The sequence below is a fragment of the Mesorhizobium sp. ES1-3 genome (genome assembly GCF_020164795.1).
GTDB lineage: Bacteria > Pseudomonadota > Alphaproteobacteria > Rhizobiales > Rhizobiaceae > Mesorhizobium.
This window is the reverse complement of sequence record NZ_JAIUGW010000001.1, coordinates 193,076-213,468: the sequence shown is the minus strand read 5'-3', so window position 1 is coordinate 213,468 and position 20,393 is coordinate 193,076. Positions and strand designations below refer to the sequence as shown.

The 20,393-nt window shown below is 63.4% G+C and carries 20 protein-coding genes; 13 read left to right on the top strand and 7 right to left on the bottom strand.

Translation table 11 applies throughout. The annotated features are described in order from the left end of the window. Positions 1-17: 17 nt before the first annotated feature. Positions 18-1,334, bottom strand: coding sequence for an ABC transporter substrate-binding protein (locus LB536_RS01000; protein ID WP_224589777.1), 1,317 nt, complete (start codon positions 1,332-1,334; stop codon positions 18-20). Between the two features lie 139 nt (positions 1,335-1,473). Further along, positions 1,474-2,391 carry a pca operon transcription factor PcaQ gene (gene pcaQ, locus LB536_RS00995; protein ID WP_224589776.1) on the bottom strand — a complete coding sequence of 306 codons (918 nt, stop codon included), beginning with the start codon at positions 2,389-2,391 and terminating at the stop codon, positions 1,474-1,476. Positions 2,392-2,484: 93 nt separating this feature from the next. On the opposite strand from pcaQ, the gene pcaD reads away from it, so the two are divergent. The 6 genes from pcaD to pobA are packed head-to-tail and all read left to right on the top strand — an operon-like array spanning position 2,485 to position 7,303. Then, the gene (gene pcaD / locus LB536_RS00990; RefSeq protein WP_224589775.1) at positions 2,485-3,297 is read left to right on the top strand and encodes a 3-oxoadipate enol-lactonase; all 813 of its coding nucleotides are present in this window, start codon (positions 2,485-2,487) and stop codon (positions 3,295-3,297) included. After that, entirely contained in the window at positions 3,290-3,700 is a 411-nt protein-coding gene (gene pcaC / locus LB536_RS00985) for a 4-carboxymuconolactone decarboxylase (protein ID WP_224589774.1), read from the top strand. Before pcaD ends, pcaC begins: the two co-directional genes overlap by 8 nt. After that, entirely contained in the window at positions 3,693-4,445 is a 753-nt protein-coding gene (pcaH, locus tag LB536_RS00980; protein WP_224589773.1) for a protocatechuate 3,4-dioxygenase subunit beta, read from the top strand. Before pcaC ends, pcaH begins: the two co-directional genes overlap by 8 nt. Continuing rightward, complete coding sequence (gene pcaG / locus LB536_RS00975) at positions 4,445-5,059, top strand: protocatechuate 3,4-dioxygenase subunit alpha (RefSeq protein ID WP_140757727.1); 615 nt, start codon at positions 4,445-4,447, stop codon at positions 5,057-5,059. The genes pcaH and pcaG overlap by 1 nt, the downstream gene beginning before the upstream one ends. A 19-nt stretch (positions 5,060-5,078) precedes the next feature. Further along, entirely contained in the window at positions 5,079-6,131 is a 1,053-nt protein-coding gene (locus LB536_RS00970; protein ID WP_224589772.1) for a 3-carboxy-cis,cis-muconate cycloisomerase, read from the top strand. After that, complete coding sequence (gene pobA / locus LB536_RS00965; protein WP_224589771.1) at positions 6,131-7,303, top strand: 4-hydroxybenzoate 3-monooxygenase; 1,173 nt, start codon at positions 6,131-6,133, stop codon at positions 7,301-7,303. The genes LB536_RS00970 and pobA overlap by 1 nt, the downstream gene beginning before the upstream one ends. A 66-nt stretch (positions 7,304-7,369) precedes the next feature. Here pobA and LB536_RS00960 read toward each other — a convergent pair whose 3' ends face one another. After that, positions 7,370-8,653, bottom strand: a complete 1,284-nt coding sequence (locus tag LB536_RS00960) for a D-tagatose-bisphosphate aldolase, class II, non-catalytic subunit (protein ID WP_224589770.1) — start codon at positions 8,651-8,653, stop codon at positions 7,370-7,372. Further along, complete coding sequence (locus LB536_RS00955; protein WP_224589769.1) at positions 8,650-9,603, bottom strand: sugar kinase; 954 nt, start codon at positions 9,601-9,603, stop codon at positions 8,650-8,652. The genes LB536_RS00960 and LB536_RS00955 overlap by 4 nt, the downstream gene beginning before the upstream one ends. 249 nt (positions 9,604-9,852) lie before the next feature. Here LB536_RS00955 and LB536_RS00950 point away from each other — a divergent pair, with 249 nt between their 5' ends. Continuing rightward, positions 9,853-10,887, top strand: a complete 1,035-nt coding sequence (locus LB536_RS00950; protein ID WP_224589768.1) for a LacI family DNA-binding transcriptional regulator — start codon at positions 9,853-9,855, stop codon at positions 10,885-10,887. On the opposite strand, the gene LB536_RS00945 is transcribed toward LB536_RS00950, so the two are convergent. From LB536_RS00945 to LB536_RS00935, 3 genes are all read right to left on the bottom strand, one after another. After that, the gene (locus tag LB536_RS00945; protein WP_224589767.1) at positions 10,875-11,825 is read right to left on the bottom strand and encodes an alpha/beta hydrolase; all 951 of its coding nucleotides are present in this window, start codon (positions 11,823-11,825) and stop codon (positions 10,875-10,877) included. The two genes, LB536_RS00950 and LB536_RS00945, sit on opposite strands and share 13 nt — an antisense overlap. A 17-nt stretch (positions 11,826-11,842) precedes the next feature. After that, entirely contained in the window at positions 11,843-12,991 is a 1,149-nt protein-coding gene (locus LB536_RS00940; protein WP_224589766.1) for a Gfo/Idh/MocA family protein, read from the bottom strand. Positions 12,992-13,252: 261 nt separating this feature from the next. Next, a complete protein-coding gene (locus LB536_RS00935; protein WP_224589765.1) occupies positions 13,253-14,014 on the bottom strand; it encodes a DeoR/GlpR family DNA-binding transcription regulator in 762 nt (253 codons plus the stop codon). A gap of 162 nt (positions 14,015-14,176) precedes the next feature. On the opposite strand from LB536_RS00935, the gene LB536_RS00930 reads away from it, so the two are divergent. From LB536_RS00930 to LB536_RS00905, 6 genes are all read left to right on the top strand, one after another. Then, positions 14,177-14,977 carry a class I fructose-bisphosphate aldolase gene (locus tag LB536_RS00930; protein ID WP_224590070.1) on the top strand — a complete coding sequence of 267 codons (801 nt, stop codon included), beginning with the start codon at positions 14,177-14,179 and terminating at the stop codon, positions 14,975-14,977. Positions 14,978-14,980: 3 nt separating this feature from the next. Continuing rightward, on the top strand, positions 14,981-15,931 hold the full coding sequence (locus tag LB536_RS00925; RefSeq protein ID WP_224589764.1) for a PfkB family carbohydrate kinase: 951 nt from the start codon (positions 14,981-14,983) through the stop codon (positions 15,929-15,931). 89 nt (positions 15,932-16,020) lie between these two features. Further along, entirely contained in the window at positions 16,021-17,166 is a 1,146-nt protein-coding gene (locus LB536_RS00920) for an ABC transporter ATP-binding protein (RefSeq protein WP_224589763.1), read from the top strand. A gap of 111 nt (positions 17,167-17,277) precedes the next feature. Then, a complete protein-coding gene (locus LB536_RS00915; protein WP_140757715.1) occupies positions 17,278-18,525 on the top strand; it encodes an ABC transporter substrate-binding protein in 1,248 nt (415 codons plus the stop codon). A 120-nt stretch (positions 18,526-18,645) separates the two neighbouring features. Then, entirely contained in the window at positions 18,646-19,542 is an 897-nt protein-coding gene (locus LB536_RS00910) for a carbohydrate ABC transporter permease (protein ID WP_140757714.1), read from the top strand. 6 nt (positions 19,543-19,548) lie between these two features. Next, entirely contained in the window at positions 19,549-20,391 is an 843-nt protein-coding gene (locus LB536_RS00905; RefSeq protein WP_140807901.1) for a carbohydrate ABC transporter permease, read from the top strand. Positions 20,392-20,393: the final 2 nt, after the last annotated feature.

Here is a 20,393-nt window from a genome sequence, read left to right as displayed (position 1 = left end):
TCCTCGTCAGCGGTCCGTCAGCCGTTGTAAGGCAGAAGCTTTGCTTCGACAGGCACTTTCGGATCGGTGGCGTTCTCGGTCACGACGTAGTCGAGCGGGAACTTGGCTCCTTCCTTGGCGGCGATCCACTGCGTGCCGATGATCGGGCCGGGCGAGACATTGGCCACGGGGCCGCTGGTGAAGTCGACCTTGCCGATCATGGTCTCGGTGTTGAGCGTGCTCAGCGCCTTCGCCACAGCGGCCTTGTCCTTGGGGTCGGTGCTTGCCTTCATCGCCTCGAAGCCGGCGTCGAGCAGCGACATCGAGGCGCCGAGCTGCTGCGTCCACTGCTTGCCGCTCGTCGCTTCGTAGCCGTCGGCCAGTTCGGTTCCCGAAACGCCGGTCAGCGGCGACTTGTAGGGGAAGGCCTTGTGCCAGTAGGCGGCGCTCGAAATCTTCATGCCGAGGTCGCCGAGCGCCTCGATGTCGGACGGGAACAGCCCGGTCTTGGCGACCTGGCAGATCTTGATCTGCTTGATCAGCCCTTGCTGTGCCGCCTGGCGCCAGAAGGCGGCGAAGTCAGGCGGGATCGGGAAGGAATTGAAGATCTCGACGCCCTCCTGCTTGAACAGCGCGATCTGCGAGGAATAGTCGGTGGTGCCGGTTTCATAGGCGCCGGGATCGACGATGGTGAAACCCTGCTTGGCCAGCAGCGGTGCGAGATGAGCGCGGATGGCGTTGCCGTCGGCGTCGTTCGGATACATGACGCCGACCTTCTTGTTGGTCTCGATCAGGTTCCACTGCGAGACGTAGGCCCTGAAGAATTCGTCGACCCCGAAGCCGAAATGATAGGTCCATTTGAACGGCGAGGGCGCGCCGGGCTTGGCGCCACGGCCGAAATACCAGGCCTCCCACGGCATGACCGTCGACAGGCATGGCACGCCGGCGGCTTCGCAGGCATCGGCCACCGGATTGATCACTTCGGGCGTCGATGTCGCGAGCATCAGGTCGATGGCCTGATTGTTGATCAGGTCCTTGGCGAGCTGGCCCGCGCGGGAGGGATCCGATTGCGTATCCTGATCGAGGATTTCCACACTGTATTTCTTGCCGCCGAGCTCGATGCCGCCGGCCAGCGCCTTGCGGGCAAGATCGAGCACGTAACCGTCGGTCTCGCCGAAGCCGCCGAGCGGTCCGGTGCGCGGGCTGACGAAGCCGACCTTCAGCGTGTCGGCGGCCTGGGCGAAGGCCTTGTTGCCGCCAAGTGCCAGGGCAGTGCCGCCGGCAATCGAGGTGGCGATGAACTGGCGTCGCGAAATGCCGGAAATGCCGGGTTTGCTGCCGATAGAATGGGCCATATGTTCCTCCCTCTGTGGCTCCTCCATCGCCACAGTGCACCAGCGTTTTGGTTCGGTAAAATGATATTTTGCGGCGTTTCATTAACCTCTGGGTTAGCAGAGTTTCGATGAGACGAAGGGCAGTTGGCCGTTCGGCGGCTCAGTTGCCCGGCCTTGCCGCCTCGCGGATGGTTTGCAACAGGATGGAGAAGGCGGGCGAGAGGGCGGTGTCGGTGCGCATCGTCAGCCCGACCGGCCCCTTGGTTTCCTCGGTGTCGACCGGCAAGGCGACGAAAGCGCCGCTCGCGATCTCGTTGGCGACCACACCGGCCGAAATGATCCACACCGCATTGCTCTGCCGCACGAAGGCGCGGCCGAACGAATCCGAGACCGTCTCGATCTCGGTGGCCGGCGCGGTCATGCCGTTGGTTATGAACAGGCGATCGACAAAGGGCCGGATGACGGATTCCCGGGTCGGCATCAGCACCGGAAATTCGTCGAGGCTGGCGAAGATGTCGGCCCCCGGCTCCAGCAGCGGATGTCCGGCCCGCACCACGAACAGCACCTGTTCGGAGTAGAGATGCTCGAAGAAGAAACCGGTCATGTTCTCGGGTGCCGCCAGCCGCCCGACGACGAGATCGAGCGCGCCGGTGCGCAGTTGTTCGAGCAGCACGGCGTTCTCGCCGGTGACGATCTTGAGCGCGGCGCCCGTGTTTTCCACCAGGAACAGGCTCATGGCCCGCGGCATGACCTTCGCCGACACCGTCGGCAGCGCGCCGATGCGGATCGGATGGCGATTGACGGCGCCGTCCTGGCGAACGGAATCGACGCCGCGCTTCAGGGCCGTGATCGCCGAACCGGCATGGCTGAGGAAAATCTCGCCAAGCCTCGTGACGCGGATGCCGCGCCCGTCACGCTCGACGACGGCGATACCGAGCGCTTCTTCCAGTTCACGCAGCGTCTTGGTCACCGCCGGAGCGCTGACATGCAGGAAGTCGGCGGCGCGAGCCACGCTGCCCTGTCGTGCGACTTCCAGGAATGCCTGCAGGTGACGGAACCGGATGCGGTTCTCGGACATGGATTTGATAACCCCTGAGTTAATGAAACGGCGCAAAATATCATTTTACCGAACCAAATGCCTTGTGCAATGTGGAGATGGAGGATCGAAATCGTGCCATTCGTCACCCTTGGCGGCATCACGCTGCATCACCGATATGTCGAGGCGAACGGCAGGACGCCACCGGTGGTGTTTATCAATTCGCTCGGCACCGACTTCCGCATCTGGGACGAGGTCGTTGCGCTGCTGGCCGGCGAGATGCCTCTGCTCGTCTATGACAAGCGTGGTCACGGCCTTTCCGACAATGGCGGCGGCGTGCGCTCCATTGACGACCATGCCGACGATTTGAGCGCCCTCATCGACCATTTCGGTTTCGACAGGATTGTTCTGGTCGGCCTGTCGGTTGGCGGCATGGTCGCGCAACGCCTCTACGCCCGCCGGCCGGAGATCGTCCAGGGCCTGGTCCTCAGCGATACGGCCCACAAGATCGGCACTGCCGAGAGCTGGAACGGTCGCATTGCGACCGTCGAGCGCGACGGCATCGAGGCGATAGCCGACGGCGTGATGAAAGTGTGGTTCACGCCGGATTTCCATGCCGCGCGCGCCGCCGACCTTGCCGGCTGCCGCAACATGCTGACCAGGCAGGCGCTGCCTGGCTATGTCGGAACCTGCATGGCGGTCCGCGATGCCGACTTGACCGAGGCCGCGCGCCGCATCGCGGTGCCGACGCTCTGCATCGTCGGCGACCAGGATGGCTCGACGCCTCCCGATCTTGTCCGCTCGCTGGCTGGGCTGATCCCTGGCGCGCGCTTCGAGGTGATCCGCGACGCGGGACATATCCCTTGTGTCGAACGGCCCGAAGCGCTCACCACCTTGATCCGCGACTTTGTCGCCTCGCTTCCCAGGGGAAAGCCCGCTCATGGATGATGTCTCCAAACCCCCCAACCGATACCGGACCGGGGTCGAAGTCCGCCGCGCCGTGCTCGGCGATCCGCATGTCGATCGGGCCGAGGTCGCTGCCACCGATTTCGACCAGCCTTTCCAGGACCTGATCACCGAGGCCGCCTGGGGAACGGTGTGGGCCAGACCAGGCTTTTCGAAGCGCGAGCGCTCGATCGTCACGCTGGCGTTGCTGGCGGCACTCGGCCATGATGAGGAGGTCGCCTTGCATGTGCGCGCCACCGCCAACACCGGAGCGACGCGCGAAGATATCTGCGAAACGTTCCTGCATGTCGCCATCTATGCCGGCGTGCCGGCGGCCAACCGTGCCTTCAAGATTGCCAAGGAGGTGTTTTCGGAAATGGACGGGGACAAGGCTGCTCATGGCTGAGCCGGGCTCCAACCGGACGCCGGAAACCGGCGCCTTCTTCCAGCGCGACCGCCAATGGCATCCGCCGGCGTTCACGCCGGCCTACAAGAGTTCTGTGCTGCGTTCTCCGCAGAAGGCATTGCTGTCGTTCGACAACACGCTGTCGGAACTGACGGGCCCTGTGTTCGGCCATGCCATGATCGGCGAACGCGACAACGACCTGATCCACAATTTCGCCAGGCCAGGCGAGAGCGCCATCGGCGAGCGCATCATCGTCCATGGACGGGTGCTCGACGAACGCGGCGTTGGCGTGCCCGGCGCCTTGCTCGAATTCTGGCAGGCCAATGCCGGCGGCCGCTACCGCCACAAGAAGGACGGTTATCTCGCCCCGCTCGATCCGAATTTCGGCGGATGCGGCCGCACCATCACCGGCGAGGACGGCTCCTATGCCTTCCGGACCGTCAGGCCCGGTCCTTACCCCTGGCCGAATGGCCCAAACGATTGGCGGCCGGCACATATCCACTTTTCGCTTTTCGGCCACGGCTTCGCGCAGCGGCTGATCACGCAGATGTATTTCGAGGGCGATCCGCTGATCTGGCGCTGTCCGATCGTCGGCGGCATTCGCGACAAGGCGGCCGTCGAAGCGCTGATCGCCGCGCTCGACATGCAGTCGACCATCCCGATGGACGCGCTTGCCTACAAATTCGACATCGTGCTGCGCGGGCGCCGCTCGACGCTGTTCGAGAACAGACCGGAGGGCAATTGATGGCGCAGTCGCTCGACCGGCCGAAGGAGAGCCCTTCGCAGACCGCCGGACCTTATGTCCATATCGGGCTGACGCCGAATTTTTGCGGCATCGGCGGCGTTTATGAGAGCGACCTTGGCGCAACAATGGTCAATGAACGGACCAAGGGCGAGCGCATCGAGCTGCGCATTCGCGTGCTCGACGGTACCGGCACGCCCCTGAAGGACGCGCTGATCGAGATCTGGCAGGCGGATGGCGACGGGCTCTACAATTCGCCTGCGGAGATGCGCGGTGCCGCCGATCCGAATTTCCACGGCTGGGGCCGTTGCGCGACCGACATGGAAACCGGTCTCTGCGCCTTCGAGACCGTCAAACCCGGTCGCGTGCCGTTCCGCGACGGCCGCCTGATGGCGCCGCACATCACGCTCTGGATCGTCGCGCGGGGCATCAACCTCGGTCTGCACACACGGCTCTATTTTTCCGACGAGGAAGAGGCGAATGCCGAGGATCCGATCCTGGCCCGCATCGAGCACCGCATCCGCGTGCCGACGCTGATCGCCGAGCGCAAGGACAACGCTTACGTCTTCGATGTCCATCTCCAGGGGGAGAAGGAAACGGTCTTCTTCGACAGCTGATGGACGCAAGGAGCAGGACATGACCGTATCGCCCTTCGACCATCCGCTGCTTTCCGGCCTGCTCGGCGACGAGGAAGCGGCGCGGCATTTTTCGGTGGAAGCCGACATTGCCGCGATGCTCGCCTTCGAACGCGCGCTGGCCGAGGCCGAGGCCGACTGCGGCATCATTCCCAGGGAGGCCGCAGCGGCGATCGTCAAGGCGCTTGCCTCGTTCCGGCCCGATACCGGCAAGCTGCGCGCCGGCGTCACCAGGGACGGCGTCGTGGTGCCCGAACTGGTGCGCCAGATCAAACTGGCCGTCGGCGAACCGCATGGCGGTTCCGTCCATTTCGCCGCGACCAGCCAGGACGTCATCGATACCAGTCTCGTGCTTCGGCTGAAATCCGTCGTCGAGCATCTTGGCCTGCTGCTGACCGAGACCATCATAAGGCTCGCCTCGCTCGAGGAGCGCTTCGGGGGTAGGGCGCTGACCGGGATGACCCGCATGCAACCAGCAGTCCCGATCACGGCGGCGGATCGCGTGACCGCGTGGCGGGCGCCGCTGCAGCGGCATCAGGAGAGGCTGTCGCAACAGTCGGCGCGCCTGCTGGTCGTGCAGTTCGGCGGCGCCGCCGGAACGCTGGAAAAGCTTGGCGACAAGGGGCCGGCGGTGCGCGCGGCGCTAGCGGGCAGGCTCGGCCTCGGCGACGCGCCGCAATGGCACAGCCAGCGCGATGCGCTCGCCGATCTTGCCGGCCTGATGTCGCTGATAACGGGAAGCCTCGGCAAGTTCGGCCAGGACATCGCGCTGATGGCGCAAGGCGGCACCGATATCGAGCTATCGGGCGGTGGCGGCTCGTCGGCCATGCCGCACAAGCAGAACCCGGTGAGGGCCGAGGCGCTGGTGGCGCTTGCGCGTTTCAACGCCACGCAGCTTTCCGGCATGCATCAAGCGCTGGTGCATGAGCAGGAGCGCTCGGGCGCGGCCTGGACGCTGGAATGGCTGCTGCTGCCGCAGATGATCGTCGCCACCGCCGCATCCTTGCGCCTTGCCGCCGAACTGGCCGCGCGGATCGAAAGTCTCGGCCACTGATGCGCACCCAGGTTCTGATTGTTGGCTCGGGACCGTCCGGCCTGCTGCTTGGGCAGCTTCTGGCCGGCATCGGTGTCGAGACGGTTATCCTCGAGCGCTCCAGCCGCGAGCATGTGCTCGGCCGCGTGCGTGCCGGTGTCTTGGAGCAAGGTACCGTCGAATTGCTGGAAGAGGCTGGTGCGGCAGCAAGGCTGCATGCCGAAGGCTTGCCCCATTCCGGCATCTCGCTCGCCTTCGACGGGCGCCTGCACCGCATCGATCTCACGGCACTCACAGGCGGCAAGCATGTCACCGTCTATGGCCAGACCGAGGTGACGCATGATCTGATGGACAAGCGCGACGCGATGGGGCTCGTCACCGTCTATGAGGCAGCCGATGTCGCGCTGCACGATTTCGATGGCGCGGCGCCGTTCGTCACCTATGAGAAGGACGGCATCACTCATCGCATCGATTGCGACTTCATCGCCGGCTGTGATGGCTATCACGGCGTCAGCCGCAAATCGGCGCCGGAGCGCGCGCTGAAAACCTTCGAGCGGCAATATCCGTTCGGCTGGCTGGGCGTGCTGGCGGAAGTGCCGCCGGCCGATCCTGAACTGGTCTACGCCAATCACGAGCGAGGCTTTGCGCTGTGCTCGATGCGCTCGACGCATCGCAGCCGCTACTACGTGCAATGCCCGCAGGGCGATCGGGTCGAGGCATGGTCCGACGATCGGTTCTGGGACGAATTGCGCCGCCGCTTGCCGGAGCGGACGGCAGCAGGCGTCACCACCGGGCCGTCCTTCGAAAAGTCGATCGCGCCGCTACGCTCCTTCGTCGCCGAGCCGATGCGTTTCGGCCGGCTGTTCCTGGTCGGCGACGCCGCCCATATCGTGCCGCCGACGGGCGCCAAGGGGCTCAATCTCGCCGCCAGCGACGTGTGCTATCTCTTTGCCGGTTTGCGCGACTTCTATCGCGAAAAATCCATGGCCGGCATCGACGCCTATTCGCAAAGGGCGCTGGCGCGGGTGTGGAAGGCGGTCCGCTTTTCCTGGTGGATGACGACCATGCTGCACCGTTTTCCCGACACCGGCGATTTCGGTCAGCGTATCCAGGAGGCCGAGCTCGATTACCTCGTGCACTCGCGCGCGGCCTCGACCGCATTGGCGGAAAACTATGTCGGCCTGCCTTTCTGAAGGCGGCTATCCATGGCGCTGCGCGGCGAAGATCGCTGGCCGGGCATCGGCGCCGATCATTGGGGCCTAGTCCGTTGCGCTGGCGTAAATGTCGAGAACCTCAGTCACGCTTGCGATCAGGAGTTCGCTGGCTTTTGGCGCGACGGATCCGCTCGCCACCACGCCGTCGAGACGGCCGAGATACTGGCTGATCAGGGGAGAGGGGATGTCGCGCTCGCCCAGCGCCTGCATCAGCGCGTTCACGGCCTGCCGAGCCGCCTCCGCCGGCCAGTAGTAGCGGATACGGTCGCTGTAGGAGAAATGCCGCTCGATCCGCTGCTCGGCCTCGCTGCCATGATAGTAGTTCTTCCAGTTGCCCGGCGCCGCCAGCATGACGCGCTCCATCGCCGCCGGCAGGTTTTCGCGCGCCGGGTCAGGAACCAGAATGTCGGCAATATGGCTCAGGCCATAGAGCGCTTCACGCAGCGCGAAGGTCAGCCATGGTCCGACTTTCAGGATGGCGAAGCCATCGTCGACAAGTGCGCTCAGCGCTTCGACCGGCTGGTAGTCGGTCGAGTGGGCCTCGAAGACGAATTGCGGCAGGTCCCGCAGCGTGCCGGCGAGCGCCCGGGCGCGTTCCGGGCGGTAGGCGATCACCTCGGCATTGCCGAATTCGACACCCGGCTGCACAACGACGCCGATCACCCGCGAGAAGGCATGGTCGAGGCCACGCCGGCTGAAGGCAGCGCGATGAATGCGCACCGTCTCACCCGCTGCCTCCGGTGTCGTCACCGCCAGATGGTCCATCGCTTCCAGGGCGCCGCCCGGCACCGGCACTTCCGTGCCGATGACATAGACAGGCCTGGTGTCGCCTGTTCGTTCGACCGCGGCCTCCGCCACCTCGGCCAGTACGGCGGCGCGCGCGGCGATCGTGGCGTCGGGCGGTGCAGCGCCTTCGCCGGCGCAGCCCATGCTGGCGTCCAGGTGGATCTTGGTGAAGCCGGCCTCGGCATAGGCATCCACCATGCGCGATGCCTTTTCCATGGCCTCGGGCGCCGCCAGGTGCTTCCAGGGGTTGGGGCCCAGATGATCGCCGCCGAGCACCAGCCTGTCCAAGGGAAAGCCGGCCTTGCCGGCGATCGTCTCGACGAAGCGGCGGAAATCGCCTGGTGTCATGCCGGTGTAGCCGCCTTCGTGATTGACCTGGTTGCAGGTGGCCTCGATCAGCACATCGGCGCCGCGCGCCTTGCCGTGGCGCAGCGCCGCTTCGATGACCAGCGGATGGGCCGAGCAGATCGAGGCGATGCCGGCGCGTTCGCCAGCCGCACGGCGCGACGCTATGGCGGCCAGCCTGTCGGTCGCCTGGCTCATGCCGGTGTTCCGGTCCTGGCGGTCGCGATGAACGCCTCGACAGCGGCCAGCGAGGCGATGCCTTCCATCGGCCCCTTCTTCGTCACCGCCAGCGCGCCGCAGCCATTGGCGATCTCGAGCGCCCTTTCGGGGACTTCTCCACGCAGCCAGAAGGAGACGAAGGCTGCCGCAAAACAGTCTCCGGCGCCGGTCGGGTCGATTTCCTCGACGACGAAGCCGGGTGACGCGATGCGCCCTGACCGGTCGTAGTGGACGGCGCCCTGCGCGCCCTTCTTGACGACCACGGCGGAGATGCCGCGGTCCAGCATTTCGCGCGCCGCGCTCTCCTCGTCGCTTGCCTTGGCGAAGGTGAACAGTTCCGGCCCGCTCGGCAGGAATACATCGGTCTTCGACAGCACGAAATGCAAGGCGTCGCGCATGCCTGGCAGATCGAGCATCTCCTTGCGGATGTTGGGGTCGAAGGAGACCGTGCCGCCGCGCGTCTTGACGGCTTCGATCCCTTTGCGGGCGACATCGATCACCTCGGGCGAGAACAGCGATGTACCCATGACGTGGAAATGGTCGGCGCCGGCCAGCAGCGCGCGCGCTTCCGTGCCGATCTCGATCAGCCCGGCCGCACTCTGCTTGATGTTGTAGACGAAGTGCCGGCTGCCATCGCTCTCATAGGTGACGAAGGCGGTTCCGGTCGCGGCACCCCGATGGATGGTGATGGCCGAGATGTCGGCGCCGTCGGCGCGCAGGCGCTCTATGTTCAAGTGTCCGAAATCGTCGTCGCCCACTGCCGCGATCAGCCCTGCAGGCTGACCGAGCCGCGCCGCCTGGTCGATGAAGATGGCGGGAGCGCCTGACGGAAACGGACCGATCAGCGGGCCGGGAGCGCGAAAACTCTGGCCGATCCGCTCGGCCATGATCTCGACCAGGATCTCGCCGGCGCAAACCAGTTTCTTCATGTCCTCACCATCTGCCGGACGGTCGGCTGCCGCGTGCTCCCCTATGTCCGTGCGGTTCAAAACCTAAGTCGTCGTTTTCAGAGCGTCAATAAATAATTTGACGTGCGCAATTCTTTTGCGTTGTACTGGAAACGTGGAAATTTGACTGAATAAGTTCGGTCAAGCAATGCTGCCTCACCGCGACGGTCGCAAGACTGATTCTGGCTAGGGCGCGAAGGCTAGCATTGAGAGTAAGGGGCTGAAATATCGATGGCGGAGAAGACCCACCGCACGATGGATGATTTCGCCAGGGCGTCCGGCGTGTCGCGGCCAACCCTGTCGAAGTATTTCGACGATCCGGCCAGCGTGAAGCCGGCGACACGGGCGCGCATCGAGGCGGCGCTTCGTTCCTCGGACTATCAGCCGAACGTTTTCGCGCGCAATCTCAACCGCAAGCGCACCCGCAATGTCGGCATCGTCGTGCCGACGATCACCGATCCGTTCTATGCCGAAATGGTCAGCCGCATCGAACTGCGCTGCCGCGACGAAGGGTTTTGGCCGATCGTCATTTCCTCGCACGGTTCGCCGAAGCTGGAGGCGGAGTCGGTGAGGACGCTGATGTCACTGAAGGTCGCCGGCGCCATCGTCGCTCCTTTGGGAATAGTCTCCGAACCCGGCGTCTTCGAGCGGATGAGCGAGGACATTCCGATCGTCTATTTCGACACCTACATCGAGGGCGACACGCCGTTCGTCGGCAATGACAACCACCAGAGCACCTCGACGATCGTCGATTATCTCTGCCGGTCCGGCGAACCGCCGGTCTATGTCGACATTCCGCACGTCAACCACAATTCGAGCGAACGGCTGCAGAGCTATATCGACACGATGCACGCCGCCGGCCTGGAGTCCGTCGTTCTCAAGGCGGCGGGCGACTACAGCTGGGACTTCGAGCGCATCGGTCACGAATGGATGGACAGGACGCTCGAGAAAGGCGGCCTGCCGGCCCGCACACTGCTCTGCGCCAATGACCGCCTCGCCTTCGGCGTGATGTCGGCTGCCTTCTCGCGCGGGCTGAAGATCGGTCGCCGCGCCGATTGCGATTTCCGTGTCGCCGCTCACGACGATCATCCGCTGAGCCGCTACACCTGTCCCGCGTTGACCACCATGGCGCAGGACTTCGCCGCCATGGCCGGCCGCAGCGTCGAGATCCTGCTGGCCTTGCTGGACGAGGCTGACCCGCCCGGCCAGGATCTGGTGCGCAACGTCAAGCTTGGCGCGACCCTGGTGATGCGTCAGTCGGCCTGAGCACGCGTCTGCCGCTGAAGCCAGGCCGCCGCCTCGCTCACCGCTTGCCGCGCGGCCAGGATGTGGCGGCCCATCGAGACGAAGCCGTGGATCTGACCCGGCCAGTGCCGCAACGCCAGCGGCACTCCTTCGGCCTGCAGGCGCCCGGCATAGGCCGTGCCTTCGTCGACAAGGATGTCGTGGCCGGCGATCACGACGAAGGCGGGCGGTGCGCCGGCAAGGCTGGAGGCCAGCAGCGGTGAGACGCGCCAGTCCGCGATATCGTCAGGCGTTCGCACATAGTGGTCGCGGAACCAGGCCATGGTGGCGGCGGTGAGCCCGAAGCCGTCGCCGAAACGCCGGTAGCTGTCCGCCGTCTGGCGGGCATCGGTGTTGGGATAGATCAGGATCTGGGCGGCAAGCGGCGGCGCCAGCCCGTCGCGGGCAAGCAACGCCAGCACGGCGGCAAGGTTGCCGCCGGCGCTGTCGCCGGCAACGGCAATGCGGCCTGAGTCGATGCCGAGTTCGCCGGCGTTCCCGGCCATGAAGCGCAGCGCTGCCGCGCAATCCTCCAGCCCGGCGGGAAACTTGTGCTCCGGTGCCAGCCGGTAATCGGGACAGACGACGACGGCGTTGCCGAGATTGGCCAGCAAGCGGCAGATCTCGTCATGCGAATCGAGATTGCCGATCACCCAGCCGCCCCCATGCAGGTAAAGTACGGCGCGCGCCCCGGTACGCGAAGCGCCTATACCGCGATGGATGCGGATCGCGACCGGGCCGTTCGGCCCGTCGATCTGCCGTTGCTCGGTTGCCGCGACCGGCTCGTGCTCGCCCTGCTGGGTCGGGAACGAAGCGATATACGCGGCCCGCGCCGCCGCCACGCTGCCATTCTCGAACGGTTCGCCACCGGCGGCACGGCCGATTTCGAGCGCACGCAGCGCATCAGGATCGAGTGTCATCGTCATCTCCGTGCGGATCAGGCGAGCAGGCCGCGTGCCTCGTCTTCGCTCAGCAGGGTCGGCTGGACGACGTCACCGGCAATGGCGACCGAGCTTTTCGTCTCGCCTGAATGAAGGATCGCTTCCATGATCTCCAGCACATGCAGCGCCAGAGTGCCGGAAGCGCGAGGCGTTGCCCCAATCTGCAGCGATCGCACCAGGTCGGCGACGCCGAGCATCCGGTAATTGGCGCGGTCGGGCGCCGCGTAAGGCCAGTTGCGGGCGCCGTAGAGTTCGCCTTCGCTGGCGAAATCCTTCCAGTCGGCGCCGCGTTCGGAGAGCGACACCGTGCCGCCGAACGTGTCGGGGTCAGGCAGGCGCAGCGAGCCCTCGGTGCCGTGCAACTCGATCGGATGGTTGGAATGTTTGAAGACGTCCCATGAGGCGCCGAAGGTGACGGTGGCGCCGGAGCGGAATTCAAGCAGCGACAGCACATTGGTCGGCGTGCCGACCTTGAATTTGGTGTTCTTGAACGGCCCTTCGGCCGATATCAGCCGTTCTTCCTGGCCACGCGTCGCCATCGCCATGACGCGCGCGACAGGACCGAGCAGGTTGACCAGCATGGTGAGATAGTAGGGGCCCATGTCGAACACCGGGCCGCCGCCAGGCTGGTAGTAGAATTGCGGGTTGGGATGCCAGTGTTCCATGCCGCGCCCCATCATGAAGGCGGTGCCGGCGACAGGGCGGCCGATGGCGCCCTCGTCCATCAGGCGGCGCGCTTTGCGTCCGGCCGCACCAAGAAACGTATCGGGAGCCGAGCCGAGCAGTAGGCCACGCCTGGCCGCCTCGGTCACCAGGCGGCGGCCGTCGCTGGCCGAGGTTGCGAGTGGCTTTTCGGTGAAGACATGCTTGCCGGCAGAAAGGGCGGAGAACGAAATGTCGAAATGCGCCGCCGGGATGGTCAGGTTGAGGACGAGGTCGATCTCGGGGTCGGCCAGCAACGCTTCGACGCCGAGAGCGCGAATGCCGTATTCCTTGGCCCGCAACGCCGCCATCTCGGCCGAAATATCGGCGCAGGCACGCAATTCGATGCCGCCGAAAAGCCCTGCGTTGCGCAGGTAAGTCATCGAGATGTTGCCGCATCCGATGACGCCGATGCCGAGTTTGGCCTGTGATTTTGCCTGCATTTTCTGTCGTACCCTCCCAATGCGGTCACGCTGCCCGATCCGTCGCGATGGTGCCGGATCGCGTTCGAAATCGCTATACAACATTTTAAATATTGACGCGCGTAAAATTTTTATAGAACATGCGGAAATGCTGGCGTGACATCGGGAGGCTGCCAGCCCTGGGAGGAGAAGATGAGAGGCAGGAAAATACGGCTGGCCGATACGAATCCCGTGGGCCATCCGCATCGGATCTTTCGGTTGCGGCCATGGACCGCGACGGGTTCAGGCATAGATCACCATGGCTCCCGTTCTATCCAACTGGCTGCGTATTGGACCGGGCAGGCCATCGTCGGTGATCACCACATGGACGCCCGACAACGAAAATGCCTTGGAGGTCCCGCTGACGCCCCATTTGCTCGAGTCCGCAAGGAGGACAACGCGCCGGGCCATGCGCACCAGGTTTCGCTTCGTTCGCGCCATGTCTTCGTTCACGTCGACCACATCCAGTGAGGAGTCGATCGCGTGCGCTCCCACGAAGACCTGATGCGCCACCAAGCCGCCGAGAGCCGTGTCGGCATCGGTAATCAGCGTGCTCACCGTGTCTGGATAGACCCGGCCACCGATCATGTGCACGTCGAGCCCGGGCCGATGCATCAGATGCTGCACGATATTCATCGCCGTGGCCGCGACCACGACATTGTTGAGCGGCGGTAACTGCATGGCAACCTGCATCAATGTCGAGCCGCCGTCGAAGATGACCGATTGGTTGTCCTCGAACAGTTCTACCGCTGCCCGGGCGATGCGTTTCTTCGCATCGAGGTTCGTTTGCATCCGCCGGGCGAACGCGGCCGTGGTCGAATCCGTGGTCCGGGTCACCGCCCCTCCACGGGTCTTGGTCAGTAGTCCCTTGCGGTCCAGTATCTCGAGGTCGGAGCGCACCGTGACTTCCGACACGCCAAAATCGTCGGACAGGTCCTTCGTGCGAACCTGTCCGCTGCGTTGCACCTCACTCAGGATCGATTGGCGTCTCTGCTCCGACAACATTGCCCTCTCCTTGCCTCCATGCGCCGAGCAATCGCCCCGGCCTCGACCCACCTTACCAAAAATACGCAAATTCGAAAGATTTCGAAAGATTGCATTTATCGTTTCTTTCGCAAACACTGGTTCCAGGATTTTGAAACCAAACGATTGGGACATTTTGCACTCATGAGCCTAGGAACCAAAGTGCGCCTTGCGCGCCTCTTTTCGCATCCATCGGGAAATCTTTTTGGCGGCGCGGTCGACCACTTTGTCGGCTATGGCGACGTGCGCAAAGGAGGTCTTGCCGATCTGCCGGGCGCGCTGGCTCGCGTCATGGTGGGCAAACCCGATTACGTCAGCATCCAGCCCGGCACCGCGCGCCATCTATGGCCGCAATACGCGGGCAAGGCTTCCCTGGTCATCCAGGCCGGCTGCTTCACCCCGGACGATCGCATCAGTGAGCTGATTGCAACGCCCGAGGATGCGGTGCGCGCTGGCGCCGATGCGTTGGCCGTGGCCATTCCGGTACGCGGCGCGACCGAGGGCAAATACATACGCTGGCTGACCGATTCGGTGAATGCGGCGGCCCGCTACGGCATGCCGGTAGTCGCGCATATCTACCCTCGCGATTTCACCGAAGGGGCAAAGATCGTCTTCACCCCCGACGAGATCGCCTATGCGGCGCGTATCGGCTACGAGTCCGGCGTCGACGTGATCAAGATCGGTTACACCGGCGATTTCGAGTCGTTCCGAGAGACCGTTCGGACCTGCCCGGTGCCGGTTGTGATCGCGGGTGGCCCGAAGACAGATACGCTGCTCGGCGCCCTCCAGCAGACGGCGGACGCCATCCGTGCCGGCGCGCGTGGTGCCGTGGTGGGCCGCAATCTCTGGGGGCATGGCGATCCGCAGAAGGCAGCGATTGCTTTTCGGGGCGTCATTCATGACGGTCTTTCGGCGCAAGACGCCCTGGCAAGGGCAGGTACCTGAACGATGCCCACCGTCCCTTCAATCCTCGGCTTCGGAGCTATTGCGATCGACGACATCGTCTATGTCGATCAGCCGTTGTCGGCGGGCAAGGGGAAGGTTCTGCAAAGCACCAGAGCTTTCGGCGGAAATGTCGCGACGGCCCTTGCCGCCGTCGCGCGGCTCGGCGGAACCGCCGGGTTCATCGGATGGCTGGGCAGCGCCGCGGACGACGCCGTGCTGTGCGATCTCGTTGCGAGCGGCGTTGAAACCGCATTCGCGCCTCGCCACCCGCACGCACGCCCGGTGCGCTCGCGGATCACCGTCGGCTCGGATGGGGAGCGGTTCATCGCGTATGACGACGAAGCGATGCTGGGCACCGCGCCGGACTTTCCGGACGAGGTCCTCAGTCGCGCGACGGTCCTGATCGTGGATAGTTACGCGATCCGGTCGCTGGATGTCGTGGTTCGGGCTCGCGATCTCGGTCTTGCGATCCTCGGCGATATCGAATGGAGCAGCGGCCCGGCCACCGAGAGACTGATCGCGCTCTGCGACCATCTCATTCTTCCCCTCGGCTTTGCGCGGGCTTTCACGGGGTGCCGATCGCCCGCCGAGATGCTCGATGCATTGTGGTTGCCGTCGCGGTCCGCCGTGGTTCTGACGGATGGCGGCAAGGGCGTCTATTATCGCGGACGCGACGAGACCGGGCTCTGGCACCTGCCTCCGCATCGGGTCGCCGTCGTCGATTCGACCGGCGCCGGTGACTGCTTTCACGGCGCCTATGCCCTCGCATTGACGCGCAGGGCCGACACCGCGCGCCGGGTCGCATTCGCGGCCGCGGCGGCGGCCCTTTCGATAACGGGGCGGGGCGGGCGCGAAGCGCTTCCGACCGAGGGCCAGGTCATGGAATTCCTAGCATCGACAAACGCGCCGTCGGCAGTCGAACTGAAATATACGCAGCTCGATACCGGAACATAGCCTGAAACTGTCCGAGGAAACATTTCACAGGCGGAATAAGCCAAGGAGCACAATAAAAATCAGTGGCTTAGACTTGTGGAGGGAGGAAGATGGCAGAAGTCATTCTTGAGAATATCTGCAAGACCTACGGGAACAATTTTCGCGCAATCGACCACTTGAACCTGTCGGTCGAGCACGGTGAGTTCTTGATTCTCGTCGGGCCGTCCGGCTGTGGCAAATCCACCGCGTTGCGGATGATCGCAGGGTTGGAGGACATCACCAGCGGCAGCCTTCGGATCGGCGGGGTCGACGTCGTCGACATGCCGCCCAAGGACCGCGATATCGCGATGGTCTTCCAGAGCTATGCGCTCTACCCGCATATGACCGTGTTCGAAAACATCGGCTTTTCGATGCGGCTGGCAGGCAAACCGAAGGCCGAGCGCAAGAAGCGCGTGGACGAGATCGCCAAAACCCTGCAATTGACGTCGCTGCTGGACAGCAAACCCGCAAACCTCTCAGGCGGGCAGCGTCAACGGGTTGCCATGGGCCGCGCCATGGTGCGCGAGCCGGCCGCCTTTCTCATGGACGAACCCCTTTCCAATTTGGACGCGAAACTGCGTGTTCAAATGCGCGCCGAAATCACCAGTCTGCAAAAGCAGCTCGGCGTTACGACCATATACGTGACCCACGACCAAACCGAAGCGATGACGATGGGGGACAGGGTCGCGGTGTTGAAAGGCGGCGTGCTGCAGCAGGTCGACACCCCCAAGAGGCTCTATGAATCGCCGGTGAACGCCTTCGTTGCCGGCTTCATCGGTTCTCCTTCGATGAACCTTTTCGAGGCAACCCTGAAAGGTGGCGAACTGATTTCCGGCACCTTCGCCATCCGGCTGCAGGATGAGGCCTTCGTGCGCAGGCCGGGCTTGAGATCGTATGCGGGACGCAAGGTCGTGTTCGGGGTCCGACCGGAGCATCTCTATGACAGCAACCTCGAATCCGGCCGCAAGTATCAGACGATACCGGCAAAGGTGACCTCGATCGAAGAACTCGGGTCCGAGCACATCGTCCATCTGAACATCGAAGCGGTCCGGGTGGACTCCGGCGACCCGGACGCGGTGGATGATTTCGGCCGGGCGTCGAACGCGGTGGCGAAATTCGAACCGGTCAGCGCAGTCCGCTCCGGCTCGGAAATCCAGTTGGCCCTGGATGACTCCAAGCTCCATTTCTTCGATCCCGAGACGCATCTGGCGATCTGAAGATCCGCGGCAAGGCCCGCAGGCGAGAGCGAGGCGTCTGCGTAAGAAGACTTCTGAATAACCAGACGATCGGCAGCATTGTGCGGCCGATCATAAAAGAAGGAGGAGAAAATGACCTTTCGTATAAAACCCGCGATGCTGAAAATAGCCGCGGCCGCGTGGTTGCTTGGCGCAACCGGCGCCATGGCGGACACGACGCTGGAATTCACCCAATGGTGGGAGCCCGAATTGCCGGCTGGCTCGCTCAGGGCAATCATGGACGATTTCGAGGCCGCGAACCCCGGAATCAAGGTGACGCTGGTCAGCGGCCCCTACGCGACCACGCGAGACCAGATCTCGGTTGGTGCTGCAACCGGAACGCTCAGCGACGTCGTCGGTCTCGACGGCGCATGGGTGAACAATCTGAATGCGCAGAACGCGCTCGCCGACATGAACCCGATGATGGATGCGAGCAAATTCGACAAGAGCCAGATCGCCGACATCATCAAGGTCGATGGCAAGGCGGTGATGTTCCCGGTCGCTTCGTTCGTCTATCCGGTCTTCGTGAATATGGACCTCGCCGCCCAGGCAGGCGTGACCAAGCTGCCGTCGACCCGCGCGGAATTTCTCGAAGCCGCCAAGAAGATGACGCACGCCGACAAGAACCAGTATGGCTGGGTGCTGCCCCTGTCGCTGCAAACGCCGTCCGGTGTCCAGAACGACATGATGTCGTGGGTCTGGGCTTCGGGTCAATCGATGATGGCGAACGGCAAGCCCGACCTCGAGGGCAAACCGGTGGTGGACATGCTCACCTTCGTCAAATCACTCAACGACGCCGGCACCATCTCGCCCGGCATCGCCACCAAGACCGAGCAGGAAAAGGTCGAGGAATTCGTCAACGACCGCGTCGGGATGATGATCGACTCGCTCGCGCATGTGAACCTTATCCGCAAGCGCAATCCCAAGCTGAACTTCGACCTCATCCCGGTTCCGGTCGTGGAAAACTATACGGGAAAGCGCGGCCTTCCCTATGCCTCCTGGGGCATCGGCATCTCCGCGGCCTCGAAACACCAGGAGGAGGCCTGGAAACTCGTCCAGTATTTGATGAGCGAAAAGGTGAACGCCAAGCTCGTTTCGCTTGCAAACGCCTTCCCGGGCAACGTCAACGCCAAGCCTGACTTCGTGACGTCCGACAAGGCTTTCGGCAAGGCTTTCGAGATCTTCAAGACCGGCTATCTCGCCAACGAGTTCACGGGCTTGCCGGTGGCTGAAGACCTGATGACCCAGTTCGACGTGCAGGCGCAAAAGATGCTTGCCGGTGAGCAAACGCCGGAAGAGGCGGCCGCTGCCGCGCAAAAGGCCTGGATGGCGAAATTCTGATCGCCATGCTTCGCTCTTGCGGCCCACTTATCGGCTGGCCCGCCACTAGGCGGGCCAGCCGGCAAATGACGAACCTGAATGGTATTTGAAGCTCTTTTCTCTTGTCGCGAGGTTGCCACCATGACCCGGCAGAAGCGCTCCCATCACAAGCTCAGACGAGCCGTGGCGCCCTATCTCTATCTGTCGCCCTCGCTGCTCATAGTCGGGCTCCTGATGCTGTTGCCGATGGTCACGGTGATTGCCTATTCCTTTCAGAACAGCGCGGTACTGCGTCGTGATCCATCCTTTGCCGGGCTAAAGCACTACCAGGCGATCTTTGACGATCCCGTGTTCTGGGCTTCGCTGTGGCATACGCTCTATTTCACGTGCATGAGTGTCGTTTTCCATATGACCATCGGCATGATCTTCGCACTCATGCTGAACAGCGACCGCATCAATCCAACGCTGCGCAATGTGCTGCGCGTGCTCTACATACTGCCTTGGCTGTTCACCGCGGTGATCATCGCGGTGATCTGGCGTCTCCTGCTCGAGCCGAACGGTGTCGTGAACAGCATTCTCATGCAGATGGGCATCATCGGTTCCAAGGTCGAGTGGTTTTCCTCGCCCGAGACCGCGCTGCACGCCGTCACTTTCGCCAATATCTGGGCGGGCTACCCGCTTTTCATGGTCAGCCTGCTCGCAGGCCTGCAAGGCATTCCCAAGGATTTCTACGAGGCCGCCGATATCGACGGGGCGAAGGCCTACCAGAAGCTGATCTTCATCACCATCCCGCAGCTGATGCCGATCATCATCAGCATCTCGCTGCTCGATTTCATCTGGACCATGCAGGTCTTCCCGTTGATCTGGATAACCACGGGCGGCGGTCCGATCTACGCGACCGAGGTCCTCAGCACCTACACCTACAAGCTGGCGTTTTCGAGCTACAACCTGTCCCAGGCGTCGGCGAGCGCTGTGGTCATCCTGCTGATCTCTCTCGGCCTGACACTGTTCTATATTCGTTATCAGCGGGCCAGGTAGGACGCCATGAGGAAGCGGAATTCTGGCAAGGATAAACTGATCACCGTCGCGCTGCATGTTGCTCTCGCGGCAGGGCTGTTCTTCGCGGCCTTCCCGATCTACTGGATGCTCAGCAGCTCGTTCAAGTCGAATACCGAAATCTTTGCGCTGCCTCCAACCATCCTGCCGAAGGCCTTCACGCTGGAAGCGTATGCAGCCATCCTTGGCGATCCGGTGAAGCTGCGTTTCTTCTTCAACAGCTACTTCGTTGCGGGAGCGGTGACCGTGCTGACGGTGCTGATCGCCTTGCTGGCGGCCTATGGGTTCAGCCGCTTCAACTTCCGCGGCAAGGGCAGCCTGAACACACTCATCATCAGCACGCAGACGATCCCGCCGATCACGCTTTTGATCCCCTTCTTCGGGCTTGTCGTCTCGTACGGCATCTTCGACACCTATGCCGCGCTGATCCTGACCTACCTGGTGTTTACGTTGCCCTATGCGATCCTGCTGATGACAGGGTACTTGAACACGTTGCCACGCGATCTCGATGAAGCCGTTGCCGTTGACGGCGGCACGAGTTGGACGGCGCTCTGGCGGGTGATCGTCCCGATCTCACTGCCTGGTATCGTGGCGACCTCGGTCTACACCTTCCTGTTGTGCTGGAACGAATTTCTCTTTGCGCTGACGCTGACGAAGTCGACGTCCATGCGCACCGTCCCGATCGGCATACAGCTGTTGATGGGGCAGCACGCCTTCGAATGGAACCAGATGATGGCGATGAGCGTGCTCGGCTCGCTGCCGCTCTTGCTCATCTACCTCGTTGCCCAGAGGTTCTTCCTCGCCGGCATGACCGCGGGCTCGGTCAAGTAGGA

Excerpts from the sequence above, each read along its gene's own strand:
- LB536_RS00950 (WP_224589768.1), top strand. The coding sequence starts at position 9,853 with ATGGCGGAGAAGACCCACCGCACGATGGATGATTTCGCCAGGGCGTCC.
- LB536_RS00935 (WP_224589765.1), bottom strand. The coding sequence starts at position 14,014 with ATGTTGTCGGAGCAGAGACGCCAATCGATCCTGAGTGAGGTGCAACGC.
- LB536_RS00925 (WP_224589764.1), top strand. The coding sequence starts at position 14,981 with ATGCCCACCGTCCCTTCAATCCTCGGCTTCGGAGCTATTGCGATCGAC.
- pcaQ (WP_224589776.1), bottom strand. The coding sequence starts at position 2,391 with ATGTCCGAGAACCGCATCCGGTTCCGTCACCTGCAGGCATTCCTGGAA.
- LB536_RS00955 (WP_224589769.1), bottom strand. The coding sequence starts at position 9,603 with ATGAAGAAACTGGTTTGCGCCGGCGAGATCCTGGTCGAGATCATGGCC.
- LB536_RS00970 (WP_224589772.1), top strand. The coding sequence starts at position 5,079 with ATGACCGTATCGCCCTTCGACCATCCGCTGCTTTCCGGCCTGCTCGGC.
- LB536_RS00920 (WP_224589763.1), top strand. The coding sequence starts at position 16,021 with ATGGCAGAAGTCATTCTTGAGAATATCTGCAAGACCTACGGGAACAAT.
- pcaC (WP_224589774.1), top strand. The coding sequence starts at position 3,290 with ATGGATGATGTCTCCAAACCCCCCAACCGATACCGGACCGGGGTCGAA.
- LB536_RS00910 (WP_140757714.1), top strand. The coding sequence starts at position 18,646 with ATGACCCGGCAGAAGCGCTCCCATCACAAGCTCAGACGAGCCGTGGCG.
- LB536_RS00905 (WP_140807901.1), top strand. The coding sequence starts at position 19,549 with ATGAGGAAGCGGAATTCTGGCAAGGATAAACTGATCACCGTCGCGCTG.
- pobA (WP_224589771.1), top strand. The coding sequence starts at position 6,131 with ATGCGCACCCAGGTTCTGATTGTTGGCTCGGGACCGTCCGGCCTGCTG.
- LB536_RS00930 (WP_224590070.1), top strand. The coding sequence starts at position 14,177 with ATGAGCCTAGGAACCAAAGTGCGCCTTGCGCGCCTCTTTTCGCATCCA.
- pcaH (WP_224589773.1), top strand. The coding sequence starts at position 3,693 with ATGGCTGAGCCGGGCTCCAACCGGACGCCGGAAACCGGCGCCTTCTTC.
- LB536_RS00915 (WP_140757715.1), top strand. The coding sequence starts at position 17,278 with ATGACCTTTCGTATAAAACCCGCGATGCTGAAAATAGCCGCGGCCGCG.
- LB536_RS00945 (WP_224589767.1), bottom strand. The coding sequence starts at position 11,825 with ATGACACTCGATCCTGATGCGCTGCGTGCGCTCGAAATCGGCCGTGCC.
- LB536_RS01000 (WP_224589777.1), bottom strand. The coding sequence starts at position 1,334 with ATGGCCCATTCTATCGGCAGCAAACCCGGCATTTCCGGCATTTCGCGA.
- LB536_RS00960 (WP_224589770.1), bottom strand. The coding sequence starts at position 8,653 with ATGAGCCAGGCGACCGACAGGCTGGCCGCCATAGCGTCGCGCCGTGCG.
- pcaG (WP_140757727.1), top strand. The coding sequence starts at position 4,445 with ATGGCGCAGTCGCTCGACCGGCCGAAGGAGAGCCCTTCGCAGACCGCC.
- LB536_RS00940 (WP_224589766.1), bottom strand. The coding sequence starts at position 12,991 with ATGCAGGCAAAATCACAGGCCAAACTCGGCATCGGCGTCATCGGATGC.